This window comes from Salegentibacter sp. UBA1130, from assembly GCF_002311535.1.
Lineage (GTDB): Bacteria > Bacteroidota > Bacteroidia > Flavobacteriales > Flavobacteriaceae > Salegentibacter > Salegentibacter agarivorans.
This window is the reverse complement of record NZ_DCAP01000012.1, coordinates 1-19,245: the sequence shown is the minus strand read 5'-3', so window position 1 is coordinate 19,245 and position 19,245 is coordinate 1. Positions and strand designations below refer to the sequence as shown.

The 19,245-nt window shown below is 37.9% G+C and carries 13 protein-coding genes and 5 tRNA genes; 1 reads left to right on the top strand and 17 read right to left on the bottom strand.

Translation table 11 applies throughout. The features are described 5' to 3' along the window. Positions 1-117: 117 nt before the first annotated feature. Positions 118-3,771 (top strand): SNF2-related protein, encoded by a 3,654-nt coding sequence (locus tag B4F31_RS04050; RefSeq protein ID WP_286760682.1) that lies wholly within the window; start codon positions 118-120, stop codon positions 3,769-3,771. A 230-nt stretch (positions 3,772-4,001) separates the two neighbouring features. Here B4F31_RS04050 and rpoC read toward each other — a convergent pair whose 3' ends face one another. The 17 genes from rpoC to rpsU all read right to left on the bottom strand — a co-directional run bounded on the left by rpoC (position 4,002) and on the right by rpsU (position 19,016). Continuing rightward, positions 4,002-8,303, bottom strand: coding sequence for a DNA-directed RNA polymerase subunit beta' (rpoC, locus tag B4F31_RS04045; protein ID WP_093303793.1), 4,302 nt, complete (start codon positions 8,301-8,303; stop codon positions 4,002-4,004). Between the two features lie 73 nt (positions 8,304-8,376). After that, the gene (gene rpoB / locus B4F31_RS04040) at positions 8,377-12,189 is read right to left on the bottom strand and encodes a DNA-directed RNA polymerase subunit beta (protein ID WP_075326002.1); all 3,813 of its coding nucleotides are present in this window, start codon (positions 12,187-12,189) and stop codon (positions 8,377-8,379) included. A gap of 130 nt (positions 12,190-12,319) precedes the next feature. Continuing rightward, on the bottom strand, positions 12,320-12,697 hold the full coding sequence (gene rplL / locus B4F31_RS04035) for a 50S ribosomal protein L7/L12 (protein ID WP_075326001.1): 378 nt from the start codon (positions 12,695-12,697) through the stop codon (positions 12,320-12,322). A 57-nt stretch (positions 12,698-12,754) separates the two neighbouring features. After that, on the bottom strand, positions 12,755-13,276 hold the full coding sequence (gene rplJ, locus B4F31_RS04030) for a 50S ribosomal protein L10 (RefSeq protein ID WP_075326000.1): 522 nt from the start codon (positions 13,274-13,276) through the stop codon (positions 12,755-12,757). A gap of 11 nt (positions 13,277-13,287) precedes the next feature. Beyond that, the gene (gene rplA / locus B4F31_RS04025; protein WP_075325999.1) at positions 13,288-13,986 is read right to left on the bottom strand and encodes a 50S ribosomal protein L1; all 699 of its coding nucleotides are present in this window, start codon (positions 13,984-13,986) and stop codon (positions 13,288-13,290) included. Positions 13,987-14,004: 18 nt separating this feature from the next. Then, on the bottom strand, positions 14,005-14,442 hold the full coding sequence (gene rplK / locus B4F31_RS04020; RefSeq protein ID WP_057482053.1) for a 50S ribosomal protein L11: 438 nt from the start codon (positions 14,440-14,442) through the stop codon (positions 14,005-14,007). 76 nt (positions 14,443-14,518) lie between these two features. Next, positions 14,519-15,070, bottom strand: coding sequence for a transcription termination/antitermination protein NusG (nusG, locus tag B4F31_RS04015; protein ID WP_075325998.1), 552 nt, complete (start codon positions 15,068-15,070; stop codon positions 14,519-14,521). Positions 15,071-15,080: 10 nt separating this feature from the next. Beyond that, positions 15,081-15,278 carry a preprotein translocase subunit SecE gene (gene secE / locus B4F31_RS04010; RefSeq protein ID WP_075325997.1) on the bottom strand — a complete coding sequence of 66 codons (198 nt, stop codon included), beginning with the start codon at positions 15,276-15,278 and terminating at the stop codon, positions 15,081-15,083. Positions 15,279-15,297: 19 nt separating this feature from the next. Beyond that, positions 15,298-15,370, bottom strand: a tRNA-Trp gene (locus tag B4F31_RS04005). Positions 15,371-15,432: 62 nt separating this feature from the next. Then, positions 15,433-16,620, bottom strand: a complete 1,188-nt coding sequence (gene tuf / locus B4F31_RS04000) for an elongation factor Tu (RefSeq protein ID WP_075325996.1) — start codon at positions 16,618-16,620, stop codon at positions 15,433-15,435. A 56-nt stretch (positions 16,621-16,676) separates the two neighbouring features. Beyond that, positions 16,677-16,748, bottom strand: a tRNA-Thr gene (locus B4F31_RS03995). A gap of 144 nt (positions 16,749-16,892) precedes the next feature. Continuing rightward, positions 16,893-16,965, bottom strand: a tRNA-Gly gene (locus B4F31_RS03990). Positions 16,966-17,042: 77 nt separating this feature from the next. Further along, positions 17,043-17,125: transfer RNA gene (locus B4F31_RS03985), tRNA-Tyr, on the bottom strand. A 197-nt stretch (positions 17,126-17,322) separates the two neighbouring features. Then, positions 17,323-17,396 (bottom strand) — tRNA-Thr (locus tag B4F31_RS03980). Between the two features lie 101 nt (positions 17,397-17,497). After that, positions 17,498-17,800: a ribosome hibernation-promoting factor, HPF/YfiA family gene (gene hpf, locus B4F31_RS03975; protein ID WP_075325995.1), complete on the bottom strand. Its 303-nt coding sequence runs from the start codon at positions 17,798-17,800 to the stop codon at positions 17,498-17,500. A gap of 28 nt (positions 17,801-17,828) precedes the next feature. Beyond that, a complete protein-coding gene (locus B4F31_RS03970; RefSeq protein ID WP_286760681.1) occupies positions 17,829-18,722 on the bottom strand; it encodes a tyrosine-type recombinase/integrase in 894 nt (297 codons plus the stop codon). A gap of 99 nt (positions 18,723-18,821) precedes the next feature. Beyond that, positions 18,822-19,016: a 30S ribosomal protein S21 gene (rpsU, locus tag B4F31_RS03965; protein WP_037316435.1), complete on the bottom strand. Its 195-nt coding sequence runs from the start codon at positions 19,014-19,016 to the stop codon at positions 18,822-18,824. Positions 19,017-19,245 lie beyond the last annotated feature (229 nt).

Sequence of the window (19,245 nt, the reverse complement as noted above, 5' to 3'; positions counted from 1 at the left end):
AGTTTATTAAACCACTAATTTTCCCAACCGATATAATTTTTTTTACTTTTTTTCTATGATTCCATTCGTTCCGGTTTATTAAATTTACTTTTAAAATTTCCGGCAAAGACAGTGAACATGAAGCTCTCTCATAAACCCTTTCAAACCTTTATACAAAATAACACGACGGTAAAAACCCGAAGTCGCTACGCTGATTCCTTAATCACCAGTCTGGAAGTAGGCACTAATGATATACAAGCCGAAGTTTGGGGTTCCACTCGTTACCATGTTGCCATCACCTTCAACACCAATGAAGTAATCGCCGCCCACTGCACCTGCCCTTATGACCAGGGAGGATATTGCAAGCATATTGTAAACGTTCTGGTGGAAGCCGATAGCCGGGTACAACAAGAAGTGCTTTCAAGTCAAACTCATTCCATTAATTCCCTGGAGCTTTCGGATCTTTCATTAATAAAAGAAGGCAAAACTTTTATCCTTGAGAATCAGAATATCTTAGAATTAACAGTCCCGGATCTCCAGAGCATTTCCATTACCCCAGATAATTCCAGGTGGAACTATTTATTAAATTTAATTGAAGCTAAGATACTGCCCAATGTTCTGGTTGCTAGAATCAGCGAATCCTATAGGAATTTTTTCGACCTAAAAATCATTCAGGAGGACAGGAATCTTCTTTTGGAATGTAGCTGTTCAAATAATTCTGATCTACTTTGTCTTCACCTTTCCTTTGTCCTATTAAAAATACCTGAATCAGAAGGGCTCCTATTATCCTTTGATGAAAAAAGTCGCTTTCAGCTCATTAAACAAAAAGCAGACGCCCAGGGGCTGGGAGATATTAATAATCCAGATGAATTTTACACAATTTACCAAAGATATGATAGAATATATATAGAAGCTAAACATAGCTTTTTATCGCTTACTAAACCGGACCTAATAAATCTCAAAAAGGAATTGCTCCCGGATTTCAAATTTCCCCCCTCCATTTCAGAAGATAATAAAATAGAATTTATCTTAGCGGAGGACCAGCAAGGCACTCGTTTTAAGTTTCAATTAATGGAAGCAGCTTTGACAAAAAGTGGTCGGATCAAATCACCAATTCGGCCGCTAAACCTGCAAGACAAATTAAAAACGCTTTCGCAACCAGAAGAATTTTTATTCATTACTTCTCTTTTACAACAGGAAAATTATAGCCTGGATTTTTCTGTTGACCCTCATATTCTAAAAAATCCTTTCAATTTACAATTCTACTATTTTGAACCTGATTGGCGCAACAGAAAAATAACCCCGGGAAAAATCAGGCCTGTTCGGTTTCTGATAGAAGATTTTGATACCACAGTGCAAGTGGAACAAAAAAATAATTTGTATGTCTTAAAACTTAATTTTAAAATCAACGGACATAATTATTTCTCCTATAACATTTTGCAGGTAGGAAATTATTTCGAGGTTGACCACAACTTTTATTTTATTAAAAATGAAGAGGTAAATAAGCTCCTGGCATTTTTCCGGCAGAAAAAGCACGAAATATATTTAACCCAGGTTCAATTCCTACAACTTAAAAAAGAACTTTTAGACCCTTTGGAGCAAGCCGTTAAAGTAAAGTATGATTTTATAAAAAAAGTACCAGAGAAAGTCAGAAAAGAAAAATTTCTGGACCAGGTTACCGAACATATGGTTTACTTATCCGAATCAGATGATTATATTCTTATTACCCCGGTTATTCGTTACGGAGAAATTGAGGCGCCCATTCTTTCCAGGCGAAATATCTATACCGAAGATGAAAAAGGAAAAATGTACGTCGTCGACCGAAATGAAAGCATGGAACATAGGTTTAAACGCAATATTCAAGCGCAACACCTCGATTTTGACGATAATCCGCAAAATGAATTTTATTATTTACATAAACAAGAGTTTTTGGATAAGGGTTGGTTTATTGATGCTTTTGAAGCCTGGCGTGAACACGGCTATACTATCCTGGGATTCAAACAGTTAAAAAGCAACAACCTGAACCCAAACAAAATGCAGGTACAGGCTTCGGTAAAATCCGGTATTGACTGGTTCGACATTCATACCAATATCAGCTTTGGGAATCAAAAAGTAGGATTGAAGGAAATACGCAAATCCATAATTAATAAAAACCGCTATGTAAAATTAGGCGACGGCTCTAAAGGAATTTTGCCTGAGGATTGGGTAGAAAAATTCAGTCGCTATTTCCGTTCCGGGGAAATTAAAGATGATGCGATCCGCACACACAAATCTCATTTTGGACTGGTGGATGAACTTTTTGAAAAAGAAGTATTGTCGTCCGAAGTAAAAATAGAATTAGAAAATTACCGGGATAAATTGGCCAATTTTCATTCCATCCGGAATGTAAAAATACCGAAGAATTTAAAAGCCAGCTTACGGGATTATCAGAAAGAAGGTTTGAATTGGTTGAATTTTTTGGATGAATTTGGGTTCGGCGGTTGCCTGGCAGATGATATGGGATTAGGTAAAACTATTCAAATTATAGCTTATTTCCTGCTTCAAATTGAGAAAGGGAACAAAAATCCAAACTTAGTGATCGTTCCCACCTCCCTTCTACACAACTGGGAAATTGAAATTAAAAAGTTTGCACCGAAACTCAAGTATAAAATTATTTACGGAATCAACCGTGAGACAAAAAATATCCCATTTGAAGAATATGAGGTACTTATCACCTCCTATGGAACTATGTTGAACGATGCTGAAATTTTAAAAAATATTAGTTTTAACGTGATTGTTCTTGACGAATCCCAAGCAATAAAAAACCCTGCCTCAAAACGTTATAAAGCGGCACGATTGCTCAAGGCAAGACAACGAATTGTGGCAACAGGAACCCCGGTAGAAAACAATACCTTTGACCTATTTTCCCAACTTTCTTTTGCCATGCCCGGACTTTTTGGGAATGCCAAACAATTTGCTGCCGACTATTCAACACCGATTGACAAATTCCAAGATGAATCCAGGGCGAAGGAACTTCAGCAAAAAGTACATCCCTTTATTTTGAGGCGAACTAAAAAAGAAGTCGCTACAGAACTCCCGGAGAAAACAGAAATGATAGTTTATTGCGAAATGGGCAAGGAACAACGCCGCGTATATGATATTTATAAAAAAGAATTTCAGCAATATCTCAACAATAGCAGTGATGAAGAATTAAAAGCATCCAGTATGCATATTTTACAGGGCTTAACAAAAATGCGACAAATTTGTAATTCCCCTGCCCTGCTTTCCGACCAGGAATATTATGGAAGCCAGTCGGCCAAATTGGACGAGTTGATCACACAGGTCTTAAACCTACAAAGTGAACACAAGGTGCTGATTTTCTCACAGTTCGTTGGAATGTTAGAGTTAATTAAGGAACGTCTGGACCAGGAAACGATAAAATATGCTTTCCTCAGCGGTAAAACCAGAAAACGCCAAGAACAGGTTGAAATATTTCAGGAAGATGAGCAGACGCGGGTTTTTCTCATCAGTTTAAAAGCCGGGGGCACAGGACTCAATTTAACAGCGGCAGAATATGTTTTCATCGTCGACCCCTGGTGGAACCCCGCCGTTGAAAACCAGGCAATAGATCGTGCTTATCGGATTGGACAAGCCAATAAGGTTGTAGCTGTGCGTATGATTACTCCTAATACCATCGAAGAGAAAATCATAGAGTTGCAAGACCGGAAAAAGAAATTAGTAGAAGAGCTCATTCACACCGATTCCGGGTTCTTCAAACAGTTAACTAAAGATGATCTATTGAAGCTGATATAGAAAGATCAAAAATTCTGGATATCATCGATACACTAGGTTCCGAAGAAAGGTGTTGAAAGATAATAAAATATACTTCTATTAGTCCGAACTTTTAAAGACCGGTTTTGATATTAAGGAACAAAAGTATTTTTAACCTCTATTATAAAAACCAAGAAATCCCGATCTAAAGTCGGGATTTCCTGTGCTTAATTAAAAATAAAAGAGCCGCGTTTGCGGCTCTTTTATAGGCATTAGTTATAATTAACTTCTTGCTTGTGTTCCATCATTTCGTCAAATTCTTCTTTAGAACCAACGATAATGCTATCGTACTTACGCATACCTGTACCTGCAGGAATTCTATGTCCTACAATTACATTTTCTTTCAATCCTTCAAGTTTATCGATCTTACCGCTTACGGCAGCCTCGTTTAATACTTTGGTAGTTTCCTGGAAGGAAGCCGCAGAAATAAACGATTTTGTTTGTAGCGATGCACGAGTAATACCCTGAAGAACCGGTGTAGCGGTTGCAGCAGTTACGTCTCTTGCAGTTGCAAGGTTTTTATCTTCACGTCTTAACAATGAGTTCTCATCTCTAAGTTCTCTTGGTGAAACGATTTGTCCTGGTCTTAAATTCTCTGAATCTCCAGCATCTTCAACCACTTTCATTCCGAAGACTTTATCGTTCTCCTCGATGAAATCTGATTTATGAACAAGTTGGTTTTCTAAGAAAATAGTATCTCCCGGATCCTGAATTCTAACCTTACGCATCATTTGTCTTACAACAACTTCAAAGTGCTTATCATTAATTTTCACACCCTGGAGTCGGTAAACTTCCTGAACTTCGTTTACAAGATACTGTTGTACCGCGTTTGGTCCTTTGATATTAAGAATATCTTCTGGAGTAACAGATCCATCAGAAAGTGGCATACCTGCACGAACATAATCGTTTTCCTGAACAAGAATCTGGTTAGATAACTTCACTAGGTATTTCTTAACCTCTCCTAATTTAGACTCTACGATAATCTCGCGGTTACCTCTTTTAATTTTTCCGAAGGAAACAACACCATCAATCTCACTAACAACTGCTGGGTTAGATGGGTTACGAGCCTCAAACAACTCGGTTACCCTTGGAAGACCACCGGTAATATCACCTGCTTTAGAAGATTTACGAGGAATCTTAACCAAAATCTTACCTACACTTATTTTTTCTTCATTGTCTACCATAAGGTGGGCACCAACCGGAAGGTTATAAGAACGAATCACTTCATCCTTTTTACCTAAAATATGTAAAGTTGGAATAAGCTTTTTGTTACGGGATTCAGAAATTACTTTTTCCTGGAATCCTGTTTGCTCATCTATCTCTACCTGGTAAGTTACACCTTGCTCAACGTTTTCATATTTAATCTTACCGGCAAATTCTGAAATAATAACCCCGTTATAAGGATCCCACTGGCAAACTACATCACCTTTGGAAACTTCAGCACCGTTATCTATAAAGATTTGAGAACCATAAGGAATGTTATTATTACTCAATACCACTCCGGTTTTCTTATCTTTTACTTTAAGCTCGGCAGTTCTTGAAATCACAATTTCAGACTGGCTACCATCTGGAGCTTCTCCTTTTACAACTTTAAGGTCTTCAATTTCGGCAATACCGTCAAATTTAACCTCTAGTTTATTATCTTCTGAAATGTTACCTGCAATACCTCCCACGTGGAATGTACGTAGTGTTAACTGTGTACCTGGTTCTCCAATAGATTGCGCAGCAACAACACCTACAGCTTCACCTCTTTGTACCAGTTTATTGGTAGAAAGGTTTCTTCCGTAACATTTTACACAAATTCCTTTTTTAGCTTCACAGGTTAATGGAGATCTTACTTCAACACTTTCTATTGGAGCGTTTTCAATTTTTGTGACAATTTCTGAAGTAATTTCTTCGCCTGAGGCTACTAAAAGTTCATTATTAGAAGGATTAAGAACATCGTGAAGAGAAATACGTCCTAAAATACGTTCTCCAAGAGATTCTACAATTTCTTCGTTCTTTTTAAGTGGTCTAACTTCTACTCCTCTTAAAGTTCCGCAGTCTTCTTCATTTACAATAACATCTTGCGAAACATCAACCAGTCTACGGGTTAAGTAACCAGCATCGGCAGTTTTAAGTGCGGTATCGGCAAGTCCTTTACGTGCACCGTGAGTAGAGATAAAGTACTCAAGAATTGAAAGCCCTTCTTTAAAGTTAGAAAGAATTGGGTTTTCAATAATTTCACCTCCACCAGAGTTAGATTTCTTAGGCTTGGCCATAAGACCACGCATACCGGTTAGCTGACGAATCTGTTCTTTAGATCCACGAGCACCAGAATCAAGCATCATAAACACAGAGTTGAAACCTTGCTTATCTTCTCGAATACGTTTCATAGCCAATTCGGTTAGACCGGCATTGGTAGATGTCCAGATATCAATTACCTGGTTGTAACGCTCGTTATTAGTAATAAGACCCATATTATAGTTTCCTACAATACCTTCAACCTGCTCGTTAGCTTCATCAATCATAGTTTGCTTCTCTTCAGGGATAATAATATCACCTAAACTGAAGGAAAGTCCACCACGGAAAGCGTATCCATAACCCATTTCCTTAATAGCATCAAGGAATTCACCTGTAGCAGGAACACTGGTTTTAGCCAATACATCACCAATAATATCCCTAAGGTTTTTCTTGGTTAATACTGTATTCACATATCCAACTTCTTCTGGTACAGCCTGGTTAAATAATACTCTACCAACTGTAGTTTCTATAATTTGGTAAGTTAACTCACCTACTTCATTAAAATCTTTAGCGCGAATCTTGATTTCGGCATTAAGGTCTACTCTCTTCTGGTTGTAAGCGATTACCACTTCTTCATCAGAATAGAAAGTAAGTCCTTCCCCTTTAACCTTAACCTCGTCTGTAGATTTTCTAGACTTGGTCATATAATAAAGACCAAGAATCATATCCTGAGATGGTACTGTAATAGGTGAACCGTTTGCAGGGTTAAGGATATTATGAGAAGCAAGCATTAATAACTGAGCTTCTAAAATAGCCTCTGGCCCAAGCGGTAAGTGAACCGCCATCTGGTCACCATCAAAATCGGCGTTAAATGCCGTACAGGCTAATGGGTGTAATTGTATCGCTTTCCCTTCAATAAGTTTTGGCTGGAATGCCTGTATACCTAAACGGTGAAGCGTAGGAGCACGGTTAAGCAATACAGGGTGTCCTTTAAGAACATTCTCCAGGATATCCCATACTACCGGCTCTTTCTTATCTATTATTTTCTTGGCAGATTTTACTGTTTTTACAATTCCTCTTTCAATTAGTTTTCTAATTACAAAAGGCTTGTAAAGTTCAGCTGCCATGTTCTTTGGAAGACCACATTCGTGCATCTTCAACTCAGGTCCTACAACAATTACCGAACGTGCTGAATAATCTACACGTTTACCAAGTAAGTTTTGACGGAAACGTCCCTGCTTACCTTTAAGAGAATCTGAAAGCGATTTTAACGGACGGTTAGAGTCTGTTTTTACCGCTGAAGATTTTCTTGTGTTATCAAACAATGAATCTACAGATTCCTGAAGCATACGTTTTTCGTTACGTAAAATCACTTCAGGAGCTTTGATCTCCATTAATCTTTTTAGACGGTTGTTACGAATAATAACTCTTCTATAAAGATCATTTAAATCTGAAGTCGCGAAACGCCCACCATCAAGAGGTACAAGAGGTCGTAATTCTGGTGGAATTACAGGAACCACTTTCATAATCATCCATTCTGGAAGATTCTCGCGATTATTATTGGCATCACGGAAAGCTTCTACAACCTGAAGACGTTTAAGCGCTTCGGTTTTACGTTGTTTTGAAGTTTCGTTATTTGCCTTGTGTCTTAACTCGTAAGAAAGTTCGTTAAGATCTATTCTTCTTAGTATTTCAATAAGACATTCGGCTCCCATTTTAGCGATAAACTTATTTGGGTCGCTGTCTTCTAAATACATATTTTCTTGCGGAAGGCTATCTAAAACGTTTAGATATTCTTCTTCAGTAAGGAAATCCATTTTCTTTAATGGTTCACCTTCTTCGTTTTTAGCAATACCGGCTTGAATTACTACGTAACGCTCGTAGTAAATGATCATATCTAATTTCTTAGATGGAAGACCAAGCAAGTATCCAATTTTATTAGGTAAAGAACGGAAATACCAGATATGTGCTACAGGAACTACCAAATTAATGTGCCCAACACGGTCTCTACGTACTTGTTTTTCGGTTACTTCTACCCCACAACGGTCACAAACAATTCCTTTGTAACGTATTCTTTTATACTTACCGCAGGCACATTCGTAATCCTTTACAGGACCAAAAATACGCTCACAAAACAAACCGTCACGTTCGGGTTTGTGCGTACGATAATTGATAGTTTCCGGTTTTAGAACTTCACCACGAGATTCTGCGAGGATAGATTCCGGGGAAGCCAAACCGATAGAGATTTTATCAAATCTCTTTACTGTATTCTTATCATTATTTCTAGCCATAATAACTCTGCTGCTATAATTATTGTGAAAAATCTGTTTTTGGGGCGCCGTAACGCCCCTTTAAAACAGTATTTTATTCTTCTAATTTAATATCCAAACCAAGACCTTTCAATTCGTGCATAAGTACGTTGAAAGATTCCGGCAGGCCGGGTTCTGGCATAGGCTCTCCTTTTACGATAGACTCGTAAGTTTTAGCCCTTCCTATCACATCATCTGACTTCACTGTTAAGATTTCACGCAGGGTGCTTGATGCTCCATAAGCCTCAAGTGCCCAAACCTCCATCTCACCAAAACGCTGACCACCAAATTGTGCTTTACCACCAAGTGGTTGCTGAGTAATAAGCGAGTATGGTCCAATAGATCTGGCGTGCATCTTATCTTCAATCATATGTCCTAATTTCAACATATAGATTACCCCTACTGTTGCAGGTTGGTCAAAACGATCTCCTGTTCCACCGTCATAAAGATAGGTATGCCCGTATCTTGGAATTCCAGCTTCATCAGTAAGCTCATTAATCTGGTCTATGGTAGCTCCATCAAAAATTGGAGTTGCATATTTATTACCAAGCTTTTGTCCTGCCCATCCAAGTACAGTTTCGTAGATCTGACCAATGTTCATACGTGAAGGTACCCCAAGTGGGTTCAACACAATATCAACCGGTGTACCATCATCAAGGAATGGCATATCTTCCTGGCGAACTATTCTTGCAACAATACCTTTGTTACCGTGACGTCCCGCCATTTTATCACCTACTTTTAGTTTACGCTTTTTAGCGATGTAAACCTTAGCAAGTTTAAGGATACCAGAAGGAAGTTCATCTCCAACAGAGATGGTAAACTTCTCTCTTCTCAAGTTACCCTGAAGATCGTTTTCCTTAATCTTATAGTTATGAATAAGATCTGCTACCAAAGTGTTTAAGTGATCATCTGTAGTCCAGGTACCGTGAGTTAAGTGAGTATAATCGTCTACTGCATTAAGCATTTTCAACGTATACTTCTTACCTTTTGGCATTACCTCTTCTCCAAGATCATTTTGAACTCCCTGAGCAGTTTTTCCGCCTATAATAGCGAATAACTTATCTACAAGTTCAGCTTTTAAATTGGCGAATTTAGCGTCGTACTTTTTCTCAAGCGCGGCAACATCTTCTTTATCCTGAGCTCTTTTACGTTTATCTTTAATAGCACGGGCAAAGAGTTTCTTCTCTATTACCACACCATTTAAAGAAGGAGAAGCTTTAAGCGATGCATCTTTTACATCACCGGCCTTGTCTCCAAAGATAGCACGAAGTAATTTTTCTTCTGGTGTTGGATCGCTTTCTCCTTTTGGAGTAATCTTACCAATAAGAATATCGCCAGGTTTAACCTCTGCACCAATTCTAATCATTCCGTGTTCATCAAGGTCTTTAGTAGCCTCTTCTGAAACGTTAGGAATATCGTTGGTTAATTCTTCGTTACCTAATTTTGTATCACGAACTTCGAGTGAGTATTCATCAATATGGATAGAAGTAAAGATATCTTCTCTAACCACTTTTTCTGAAATTACAATCGCATCCTCAAAGTTGTAACCTTTCCAGGGCATAAAGGCAACCTTCATATTTCTACCTAAAGCAAGTTCCCCGGCTTCTGTAGCGTAACCCTGACATAAAACCTGACCTTTAGTTACTCTATCTCCTACCCTAACGATTGGCTTGAGGTTAATAGAAGAACCCTGGTTGGTTTTACGGAACTTAATAAGATCATAAGACTTTGAATCGCTATCAAAGCTTACCATACGTTCTTCTTCAGTTCTATCGTACTTTATAATAATTTTCTTAGCGTCTACATATTCTACTTCACCTTCTCCTTCAGCATTAATCAATACACGAGAATCTGTAGCTACCTGGCGTTCCAATCCGGTTCCAACAATTGGAGAATCGGCTTGCAATAATGGTAATGCCTGGCGCATCATGTTAGATCCCATCAACGCACGGTTCGCATCATCATGTTCTAGGAACGGAATTAACGAAGCCGAAATAGATGAAATCTGGTTTGGTGCAACATCGGTATAATGAACCTCTTTTGGGTCTACTACCGGGAAGTCACCTTCCATACGAGCAATTACTCTTTCAGAATCTATAGTTCCATCTTCTTTAAGTGGAATGTTAGCCTGGGCAATTTTCTTGTCCTCTTCCTCTTCTGCACTTAAATAAATAGGTTCTTCTGAAAAATCTAATTTTCCATTTTCAACTTTACGGTATGGCGTTTCAATGAAGCCCATTCCGTTCACTTTAGCATAAACTGAAAGTGAAGAAATAAGTCCAATGTTTGGCCCTTCAGGAGTTTCAATTGGGCAAAGTCTTCCGTAGTGAGTATAGTGAACATCACGTACCTCAAACCCTGCTCTTTCTCTAGATAAACCACCTGGCCCTAATGCTGAAAGTCTACGCTTGTGCGTAATTTCGGCAAGCGGGTTGGTTTGATCCATAAACTGAGACAACTGGTTGGTACCAAAGAAAGAGTTAATCACAGAAGATAATGTCTTCGCATTAATCAAATCTATTGGGGTAAACACCTCGTTGTCACGAACGTTCATTCTTTCACGAATGGTACGTGCCATACGAGCAAGACCAACTCCAAACTGTTGAGATAATTGCTCACCTACAGTTCTAACACGACGGTTAGATAAGTGGTCAATATCATCAATCTCAGCTTTAGAATTAATAAGCTCGATTAAGTATTTAATTATGGTAATAATGTCTTCTTTGGTAAGCACTTGCTTATCCATAGCAACATCAAGACCTAATTTTTTGTTCATTCTATATCGACCAACTTCTCCAAGGCTGTAACGCTGATCTGAGAAGAATAATTTATCGATAATACCACGAGCAGTTTCCTCATCTGGCGGTTCTGCATTACGTAATTGACGATAAATATGTTCTACCGCTTCTTTTTCAGAGTTGGTAGGGTCTTTTTGTAATGTATTATGAATAATAGCATAATCTCCGGTAGAATTATCTTCTTTATGAAGAAGAATAGTTTTACTTCCGGTTTCAAGAATTTCTTCTATATGCTCTTTTTCAAGTTCTGTATCACGATCTAAAACGATCTCATTACGTTCTATTGAAACTACCTCTCCTGTATCTTCATCTACAAAATCTTCATACCAGGTATTCAATACACGGGCCGCAAGTTTACGACCTAATACTTTTTTAAGTCCTGTTTTTGAAACTTTCACCTCTTCTGCAAGGTCAAATATTTCTAAAATATCTTTATCGCGCTCAAAACCTATGGCACGGAAAAGTGTGGTAACAGGTAATTTTTTCTTTCTATCGATATATGCGTACATAACGCTATTAATATCGGTAGCAAATTCTATCCATGAACCTTTAAAAGGAATTACACGGGCAGAATAAAGTTTTGTTCCATTTGCGTGGAACGATTGTCCAAAGAAAACTCCTGGTGAACGGTGAAGCTGAGAAACTACCACACGTTCTGCCCCGTTGATACAAAAAGTACCACTTGGAGTCATATAAGGTATAGTTCCTAAGTAAACGTCCTGTACGATGGTTTCAAAATCTTCGTGTTCAGGGTCGGTACAATATAGTTTTAATCTTGCTTTAAGAGGCACACTATATGTTAAACCACGCTCTATACACTCCTGAATGGAATATCTTGGCGGGTCCACAAAATAATCTAAAAATTCTAGTACAAATTGGTTACGGGTGTCCGTAATTGGGAAGTTTTCCAGGAAGGTATTATAGAGACCTTCATTTCCCCGCTCTTCTGATTTGGTTTCTAATTGAAAGAAATCCTGAAAAGACTTGATCTGGATATCCAGGAAGTCCGGGTAATCAGGTCTGTTCTTTACAGAAGAGAAACTCACTCTTTCAGTTTGCTTTGCTAACATCAATGGACGGATTATAATTTATAAAAAAACGGGCGCGCAAGGAGTTAATCCCCTATATACGCAAAAGGGTTTAGACCTTCAGGAACGAATTCCTGAGGTCTAAACCTAAATAATATTGCTGCTGGCAAGCTTATTTAAGCTCAACCTCAGCTCCTGCTTCTTCTAGCTGTGCTTTAAGTGCTTCTGCTTCGTCTTTAGCTACTCCTTCTTTAACTGGAGCTGGTGCGCCATCTACTAATGCTTTAGCATCTTTAAGACCAAGACCTGTAAGTTCTTTTACAAGTTTAACAACTGCTAGTTTAGATCCACCTGGAGCCTTAAGAATTACGTCAAATTCAGACTGCTCTTCAGCTTCTTCACCACCACCAGCAGCACCGCCACCAGCAACAGCTACTGCAGCAGCTGCAGGCTCTATACCATATTCTTCTTTTAAAATATCAGCTAACTCGTTTACTTCTTTTACGGTTAAGTTAACCAATTGTTCTGCGAATTCTTTTAAATCTGCCATTTTCTATCGTTTTTAAAAAGTTCTTTAATTTATATTTGTTAAAAAGTGCGTACTAATTTATCCTTCCTTTTCTGAAAGTGTCTTAAGGATTCCAGAGATTTTACCGCCACCAGACTTAAGTGCTGAAATAACATTCTTAGCAGGTGATTGTAATAGTCCAACGATATCTCCAATAACCTCTTCTTTAGACTTGATATTTACAAGTGCATCAAGGTATTCGTCTCCTACATAAACAGCTTCTTCAACAAAAGCTCCTTTAAGAAGTGGTTTTTCGTTTTTCTTTCTGAATTCTTTAATTACTTTGGCCGGCGCATTACCGGTTTCAGAAAACATTATGGAAGTGTTGCCTTTTAATACTGAAGGAAGGTCTCCAAATTCTTTATCTGAAGCTTCCATCGCTTTAGCAAGCAACGTATTTTTAACTACAGCCAGCTTTACGTTAGCTTTAAAACAAGCTCTACGCAAGTTTGAAGTTGTTCCGGCATCAAGGCCAGATATATCTGCTAAATAAACCACAGAATTATCTGTTAACTGGGCAGTTAAATCTTCAATTACTATTGATTTTTCTTCTCTTGTCATAATCTATACTATTATTGCTCAGTGAACCTTTTAGTATCAACCTGAACGCTCGGGCTCATTGTAGAAGACATGTGTATACTCTTAATATACACACCCTTAGATGCCTGAGGTTTCAACTTCACTAAAGTAGTTAATAATTCTCTCGCGTTTCCAGCAATTTTTTCAGCTTCAAAAGATGCTTTTCCAATTCCAGCGTGAACAATACCAGTTTTATCAACTTTAAAGTCAATTTTACCAGCTTTAACATCAGATACTGCTTTGGCAACATCCATAGTTACTGTTCCTGTTTTTGGGTTAGGCATTAATCCTCTTGGTCCAAGTACTCGTCCCAAAGGTCCTAATTTACCCATTACGCTAGGCATAGTGATAATTACATCAACATCTGTCCATCCACCTTTTATTTTGTCAAGATATTCATCAAGACCAACATAATCGGCTCCGGCTTCTTTAGCCTCTTCTTCCTTATCTGGAGTAACTAACGCAAGTACTTTTACATCTTTACCTGTACCGTGTGGAAGGGTTACAACACCTCTTACCATTTGGTTGGCTTTTCTTGGATCTACATTCAAACGAACCGCTAAATCCACAGATGCATCGAAGTTTTCGTTAGCAACTTCTTTAATTAAAGCTGAAGCTTCTGCCACCGAGTAAGCTTTATTGCTCTCGATCTTAGATTGGGCTTCCTTTTGCTTTTTAGTTAATTTTGCCATTTTTAATTTCTTTTTGGATTAAAACGGTGCATCACCTTTTACAGTTATTCCCATTGAACGAGCTGTTCCAGCAACCATTTTCATTGCAGATTCTACGGTGAAGGCATTTAAATCCTGCATCTTATCTTCTGCAATAGTTCTAACCTGATCCCAAGAAACACTTGCTATTTTCTTTCTGTTTGGTTCTCCTGAACCTTTTTTGTTCTTAGATGCTTCCAACAATTGTACTGCAGCTGGAGGAGTTTTAATCACAAAGTCAAAAGACTTATCTGAATAAACCGTAATCGCAACCGGCAATACTTTACCTTGTTTATCCTGGGTTCTACCATTGAATTGCTTACAGAATTCCATGATATTTACCCCGGCAGCACCCAAAGCAGGTCCAACTGGTGGTGATGGGTTAGCAGCACCTCCGCGAACTTGTAGTTTTACAACTTTACTTACTTCTTTTGCCATTTTCTTAATTTTTAAGGTGATAGTTTGTTAGAGTGGAAGCTTTAAAAAACCATCAAAAAATATGTAACTAAAATCTTTATACTTTTTCTACTTGCATATAGCTTAATTCCAATGGTGTTTTTCTTCCGAAAATCTTAACCATTACCTCAAGCTTACGCTTTTCTTCATTTATCTTTTCTACTGTACCATTAAAGCCATTAAACGGTCCGTCTATAACTTTTATGGTTTCTCCAATAGTAAAAGGTATTGCTACGTTATCGGTTTTTACTGAAAGTTCATCTACTTTACCAAGCATTCTATTAACTTCAGATTTTCTAAGCGGAACAGGATCTCCTCCTTTTGTTTCGCCTAAAAATCCAATAACGCCATTAATATTTTTAATCACGTGAGGCATTTCACCTTCAAGACTAGCCTGAATCATTACATACCCAGGAAAATAAACACGTTCTTTGTTTACTTTCTTACCATTTCTAATTTGGATAACTTTTTCGGTAGGAACTAAAACCTGATCCAGATAATCTTCCATCCCAAGATGGTTAACCTCTTTCTCAATATAGTCTTTAACCTTGTTTTCCTGACCGCTAACGGCACGAACTACATACCACTTTTTTTCCTTTCCTTCTGCCATCCTACTATCTTTAAGATTTAATCCATTTGAAATATTCTTCGATAGCCGAACTAAATACGGTATCTACACCCCAAATAGCCAGTGAAAAAATAATAGAAAAAACGGCTACAAGGATGGTTAGCCTCTGTGCTTCGGGCCAGCTTGTCCAGGTAACGTGGTTTTTTAATTCGTTATAAGATTCTGATATATAATTGCCAATTCCTGCCATGTGATTCTTAAGGTATTTGCACGGGTTGAGAGGCTCGAACTCCCGACACCTGGTTTTGGAGACCAGTGCTCTACCAACTGAGCTAAACCCGTAAATATAATATAAATGAAGGTTTCCCGCCCGAGCGGGAAACCTTTTTATATTTAAACTGTAATTAGTCTAAAATTTCAGTAACCTGTCCAGCACCTACAGTTCTACCACCTTCACGGATAGCGAAACGTAGACCAACATTCATTGCAATAGTCTGGATAAGCTCTACAGTAATCGTAAGGTTATCACCAGGCATTACCATTTCAACTCCATCAGGAAGGTTAATTGTTCCTGTTACATCAGTTGTACGTACGTAGAACTGAGGACGGTAGTTGTTGTGGAATGGAGTGTGACGTCCACCTTCTTCTTTTTTAAGGATATAAACCTCTGCTTTAAACTTAGCGTGAGGAGTTACAGATCCAGGCTTAGTAATTACCATACCTCTTGAGATCTGAGACTTTTCAATACCTCTTAATAAGATACCAACGTTATCTCCAGCTTCACCTCTATCAAGGATCTTACGGAACATCTCAACACCAGTAATAGTAGAAGTAAGTTTTTCAGCTCCCATACCAATAATCTCTACAGGATCTCCAGTGTTTGCAACACCAGTCTCAATACGACCAGTTGCAACAGTACCACGACCTGTAATAGAGAATACATCTTCAATAGGCATCAAGAAAGGCTTATCTACATCACGCTCTGGTAATTCAATCCAGCTATCTACAGCTTCCATTAAATCAAGAACGGTTTTAGACCACTTCTCATCACCTTCAAGAGCTCCAAGTGCAGAACCTGAAATTACAGGACCGTTATCACCATCATACTCATAGAAAGAAAGAAGATCTCTAACTTCCATTTCTACTAATTCTAAAAGCTCCTCATCATCAACAAGGTCAACTTTATTTAAGAATACAACGATTCTTGGAATACCAACCTGGCGTCCTAGAAGGATGTGCTCACGAGTTTGTGGCATAGGCCCATCAGTTGCAGCAACTACAAGAATTGCACCGTCCATTTGAGCAGCACCAGTAACCATGTTCTTTACATAATCGGCGTGACCAGGACAGTCAACGTGTGCGTAGTGACGGTTAGCAGTTTGATACTCTACGTGAGAAGAGTTAATTGTAATACCTCTTTCTTTTTCTTCAGGAGCATTATCAATTTGATCAAAAGCACTAGCTTCTGAATATCCAGCATCAGCCATTACTTTAGTAATCGCTGCTGTTAAAGTCGTTTTTCCGTGATCTACGTGTCCAATTGTACCTATGTTAAGGTGCGGTTTGGAACGATCATAAGTTTCCTTTGCCATAATTAATACTTATTTAATCTTAGTTATATATTAGTGTTCAATTTAATACAATCTAGAGCCAACGACGAGAATTGAACTCGTGACCTCTTCCTTACCAAGGAAACGCTCTACCCCTGAGCTACGTCGGCAAGCCGAAAGTCTCCACTTTCAAGGTTCACCGGTTCAAACAAGAATAACCATAAACCAATACTGGTTTACGGATGTTTAACTTTACTTAAACCGGAAAAATAAATTTAGAAAACAAGGATATACTTTCCTGCTTTCTAATTAAGAGCGGGAGACCGGGTTCGAACCGGCGACATTCAGCTTGGAAGGCTGACGCTCTACCAACTGAGCTACTCCCGCATTATCGATTCAGGGCTTATAAATTTAAAGTTCCCGGATTTTCACATCCCTGAATCTGGAACTTTAAACAATTCTTGTGGGGAGAGCAGGATTCGAACCTGCGAAGTCGAAAGACAGCAGATTTACAGTCTGCCCTCGTTGGCCGCTTGAGTATCTCCCCAAATTTATTTTTCCACTATTTCATAGAACCGTAGCCGGCTTGCCAGCTAAGCTTTATGACGGTTTGTTTTTAACGGCTGCAAATAAACATAATTTTACAGCACCGTCCAAAGCATTTTTTAAAATTTTTCGATATTTTTCTTACTCATTTAATCTCCAGGAGATTAAACTAAAAATACTTTATTTCAAAATTTCAAGAGCCGATGGAGGGACTCGAACCCACGACCTGCTGATTACAAATCAGCTGCTCTAGCCAGCTGAGCTACATCGGCCTTTACGCTACTTTTTCAGCATAAAAAAGTCCGCTATTTCTAACGGACTGCAAATGTATACAAATTATTCCTTTCACAAAACAATTCTGCAAAAAAAATATTTAAACGTGAGCACTTAATTTTTCCTTGCGTTTAATTAACTGTCTTTGTAGTGATGAAGCACATTCATCTACGCATTCTTCAAATTTCTTACAGGTTTTTTTTACCATAATATCTCCGCCGGGGATACTTAATAAAACCTCGGTAATCTTATTATCCTTTCCACTTGTATTCTGAACTTTTAAAAAGACATCAGCATAGATAATTTTATCGTAATAATTTTCAAGCCTATCCAATTTGCGTTGGATGAAATCAATTAATTTTTGATCGGCGTTGAAGTTAACAGATTGCACATTTACTTTCATCTTCGGTAGAATTTAATTAAACATTATTTTAATTGGTCTTTTTGTTCCTGGGATGCGCCATTTGATGAACTTTACTAAGTTCTGAAATACTATTGTGGGTATATACCTGCGTGGCAGCAAGACTGGAATGCCCAAGTAATTCTTTTACTGCGTTTAGGTTGGCGCCCTGGTTCAATAAATGTGTAGCAAATGAGTGCCGCAGAATATGCGGACTCCTTTTTATTTTGCCAGACACCTTACTAAAATAATTATTAATAATTCTATACACAAGGCTTTCGTATAATTTTATACCTTTTTGAGTTACAAATAAATAGGATGGCTCCTGCCCTTTCACCAAATCTGATCGTTTACTTATATAATTTTCTAAATTAGAAATCACGCCAGGCAATAATGGTATAATTCTTTCCTTCTGTCTTTTACCAAGCACTTTAACGTACTTTCCACTCAAATCTACATCCTGAAGTTTAATTTCAATGAGCTCAATACGCCTCATTCCCGTAGTATAAAAAAGCTCTACAATTAAACGGTCTCGCAAACCTTCAAAATCTGAAATATCAATTTGTTCCAAAACCTGGCTTATTTCAGCTTCAGAAAATGGAACCTGAATTTTAGAAGCAGTTTTTAAAGCTTTATGTTTTGCGAGGGGAGAAAATTCTATATCGCCGGTTTTTTGAAGAAAGCGGTAGTAAGCTTTTAAAGAAGAAATCTTCCGGTTTATACTTCTATTGGATACACCCTGATCTACCAATGAAACAATCCAGTTTCTAATTTGGGAATAATGAACTTTACTAAGATCTTTTTCTTCAAACTCGAATAAAATAAATTCTGAAAAAGATTCTAAATCGGTTTTATAGGCGGTTAGTGTATTGGGAGAGTATTTTTTCTCCAACTGCAGGTAATCTAAAAACTGGGAAAAGGGCATAAAAAAACTGTTGATAGACAAAGTTAGCAAACTTTAATCTATCAACAGTTATATTTGTTTTTCCGAATAGCTTCGGAAAAATTCGATTATATCTTTTTACTAGATATCTTCCTGATCTCTCAAATGTTGAATGTACTCGGCTTTTTGAACCTGAGCTCTCTTCGCAACAGAAGGTTTCGTGAAATGCTGGCGGCTTCTCAGCTGGCGCATTGTTCCGGTTTTATCGAATTTTCTCTTAAAACGCTTCAGCGCTCTATCAATATTTTCTCCGTCTTTTACTGGTATTATTAACATAGTGTCATCACCCCCTTTCTTTAGAAATAGGCTGCAAAGATAATTTAAATCTAAGAACCCACAACCAATATTTTAATTATTTTCAATGCTATTTCGCAGCTGGTTTGTATTCTTTTTTATCGATCATCATTTTAGCGATAAAAGTAGAATTTTCGCAAAAATGTTAATCTAAAAGATTACTTCGCCGCTGGCTTGTATTCTTTTTTATCGATCACCATTTTAGCGATAA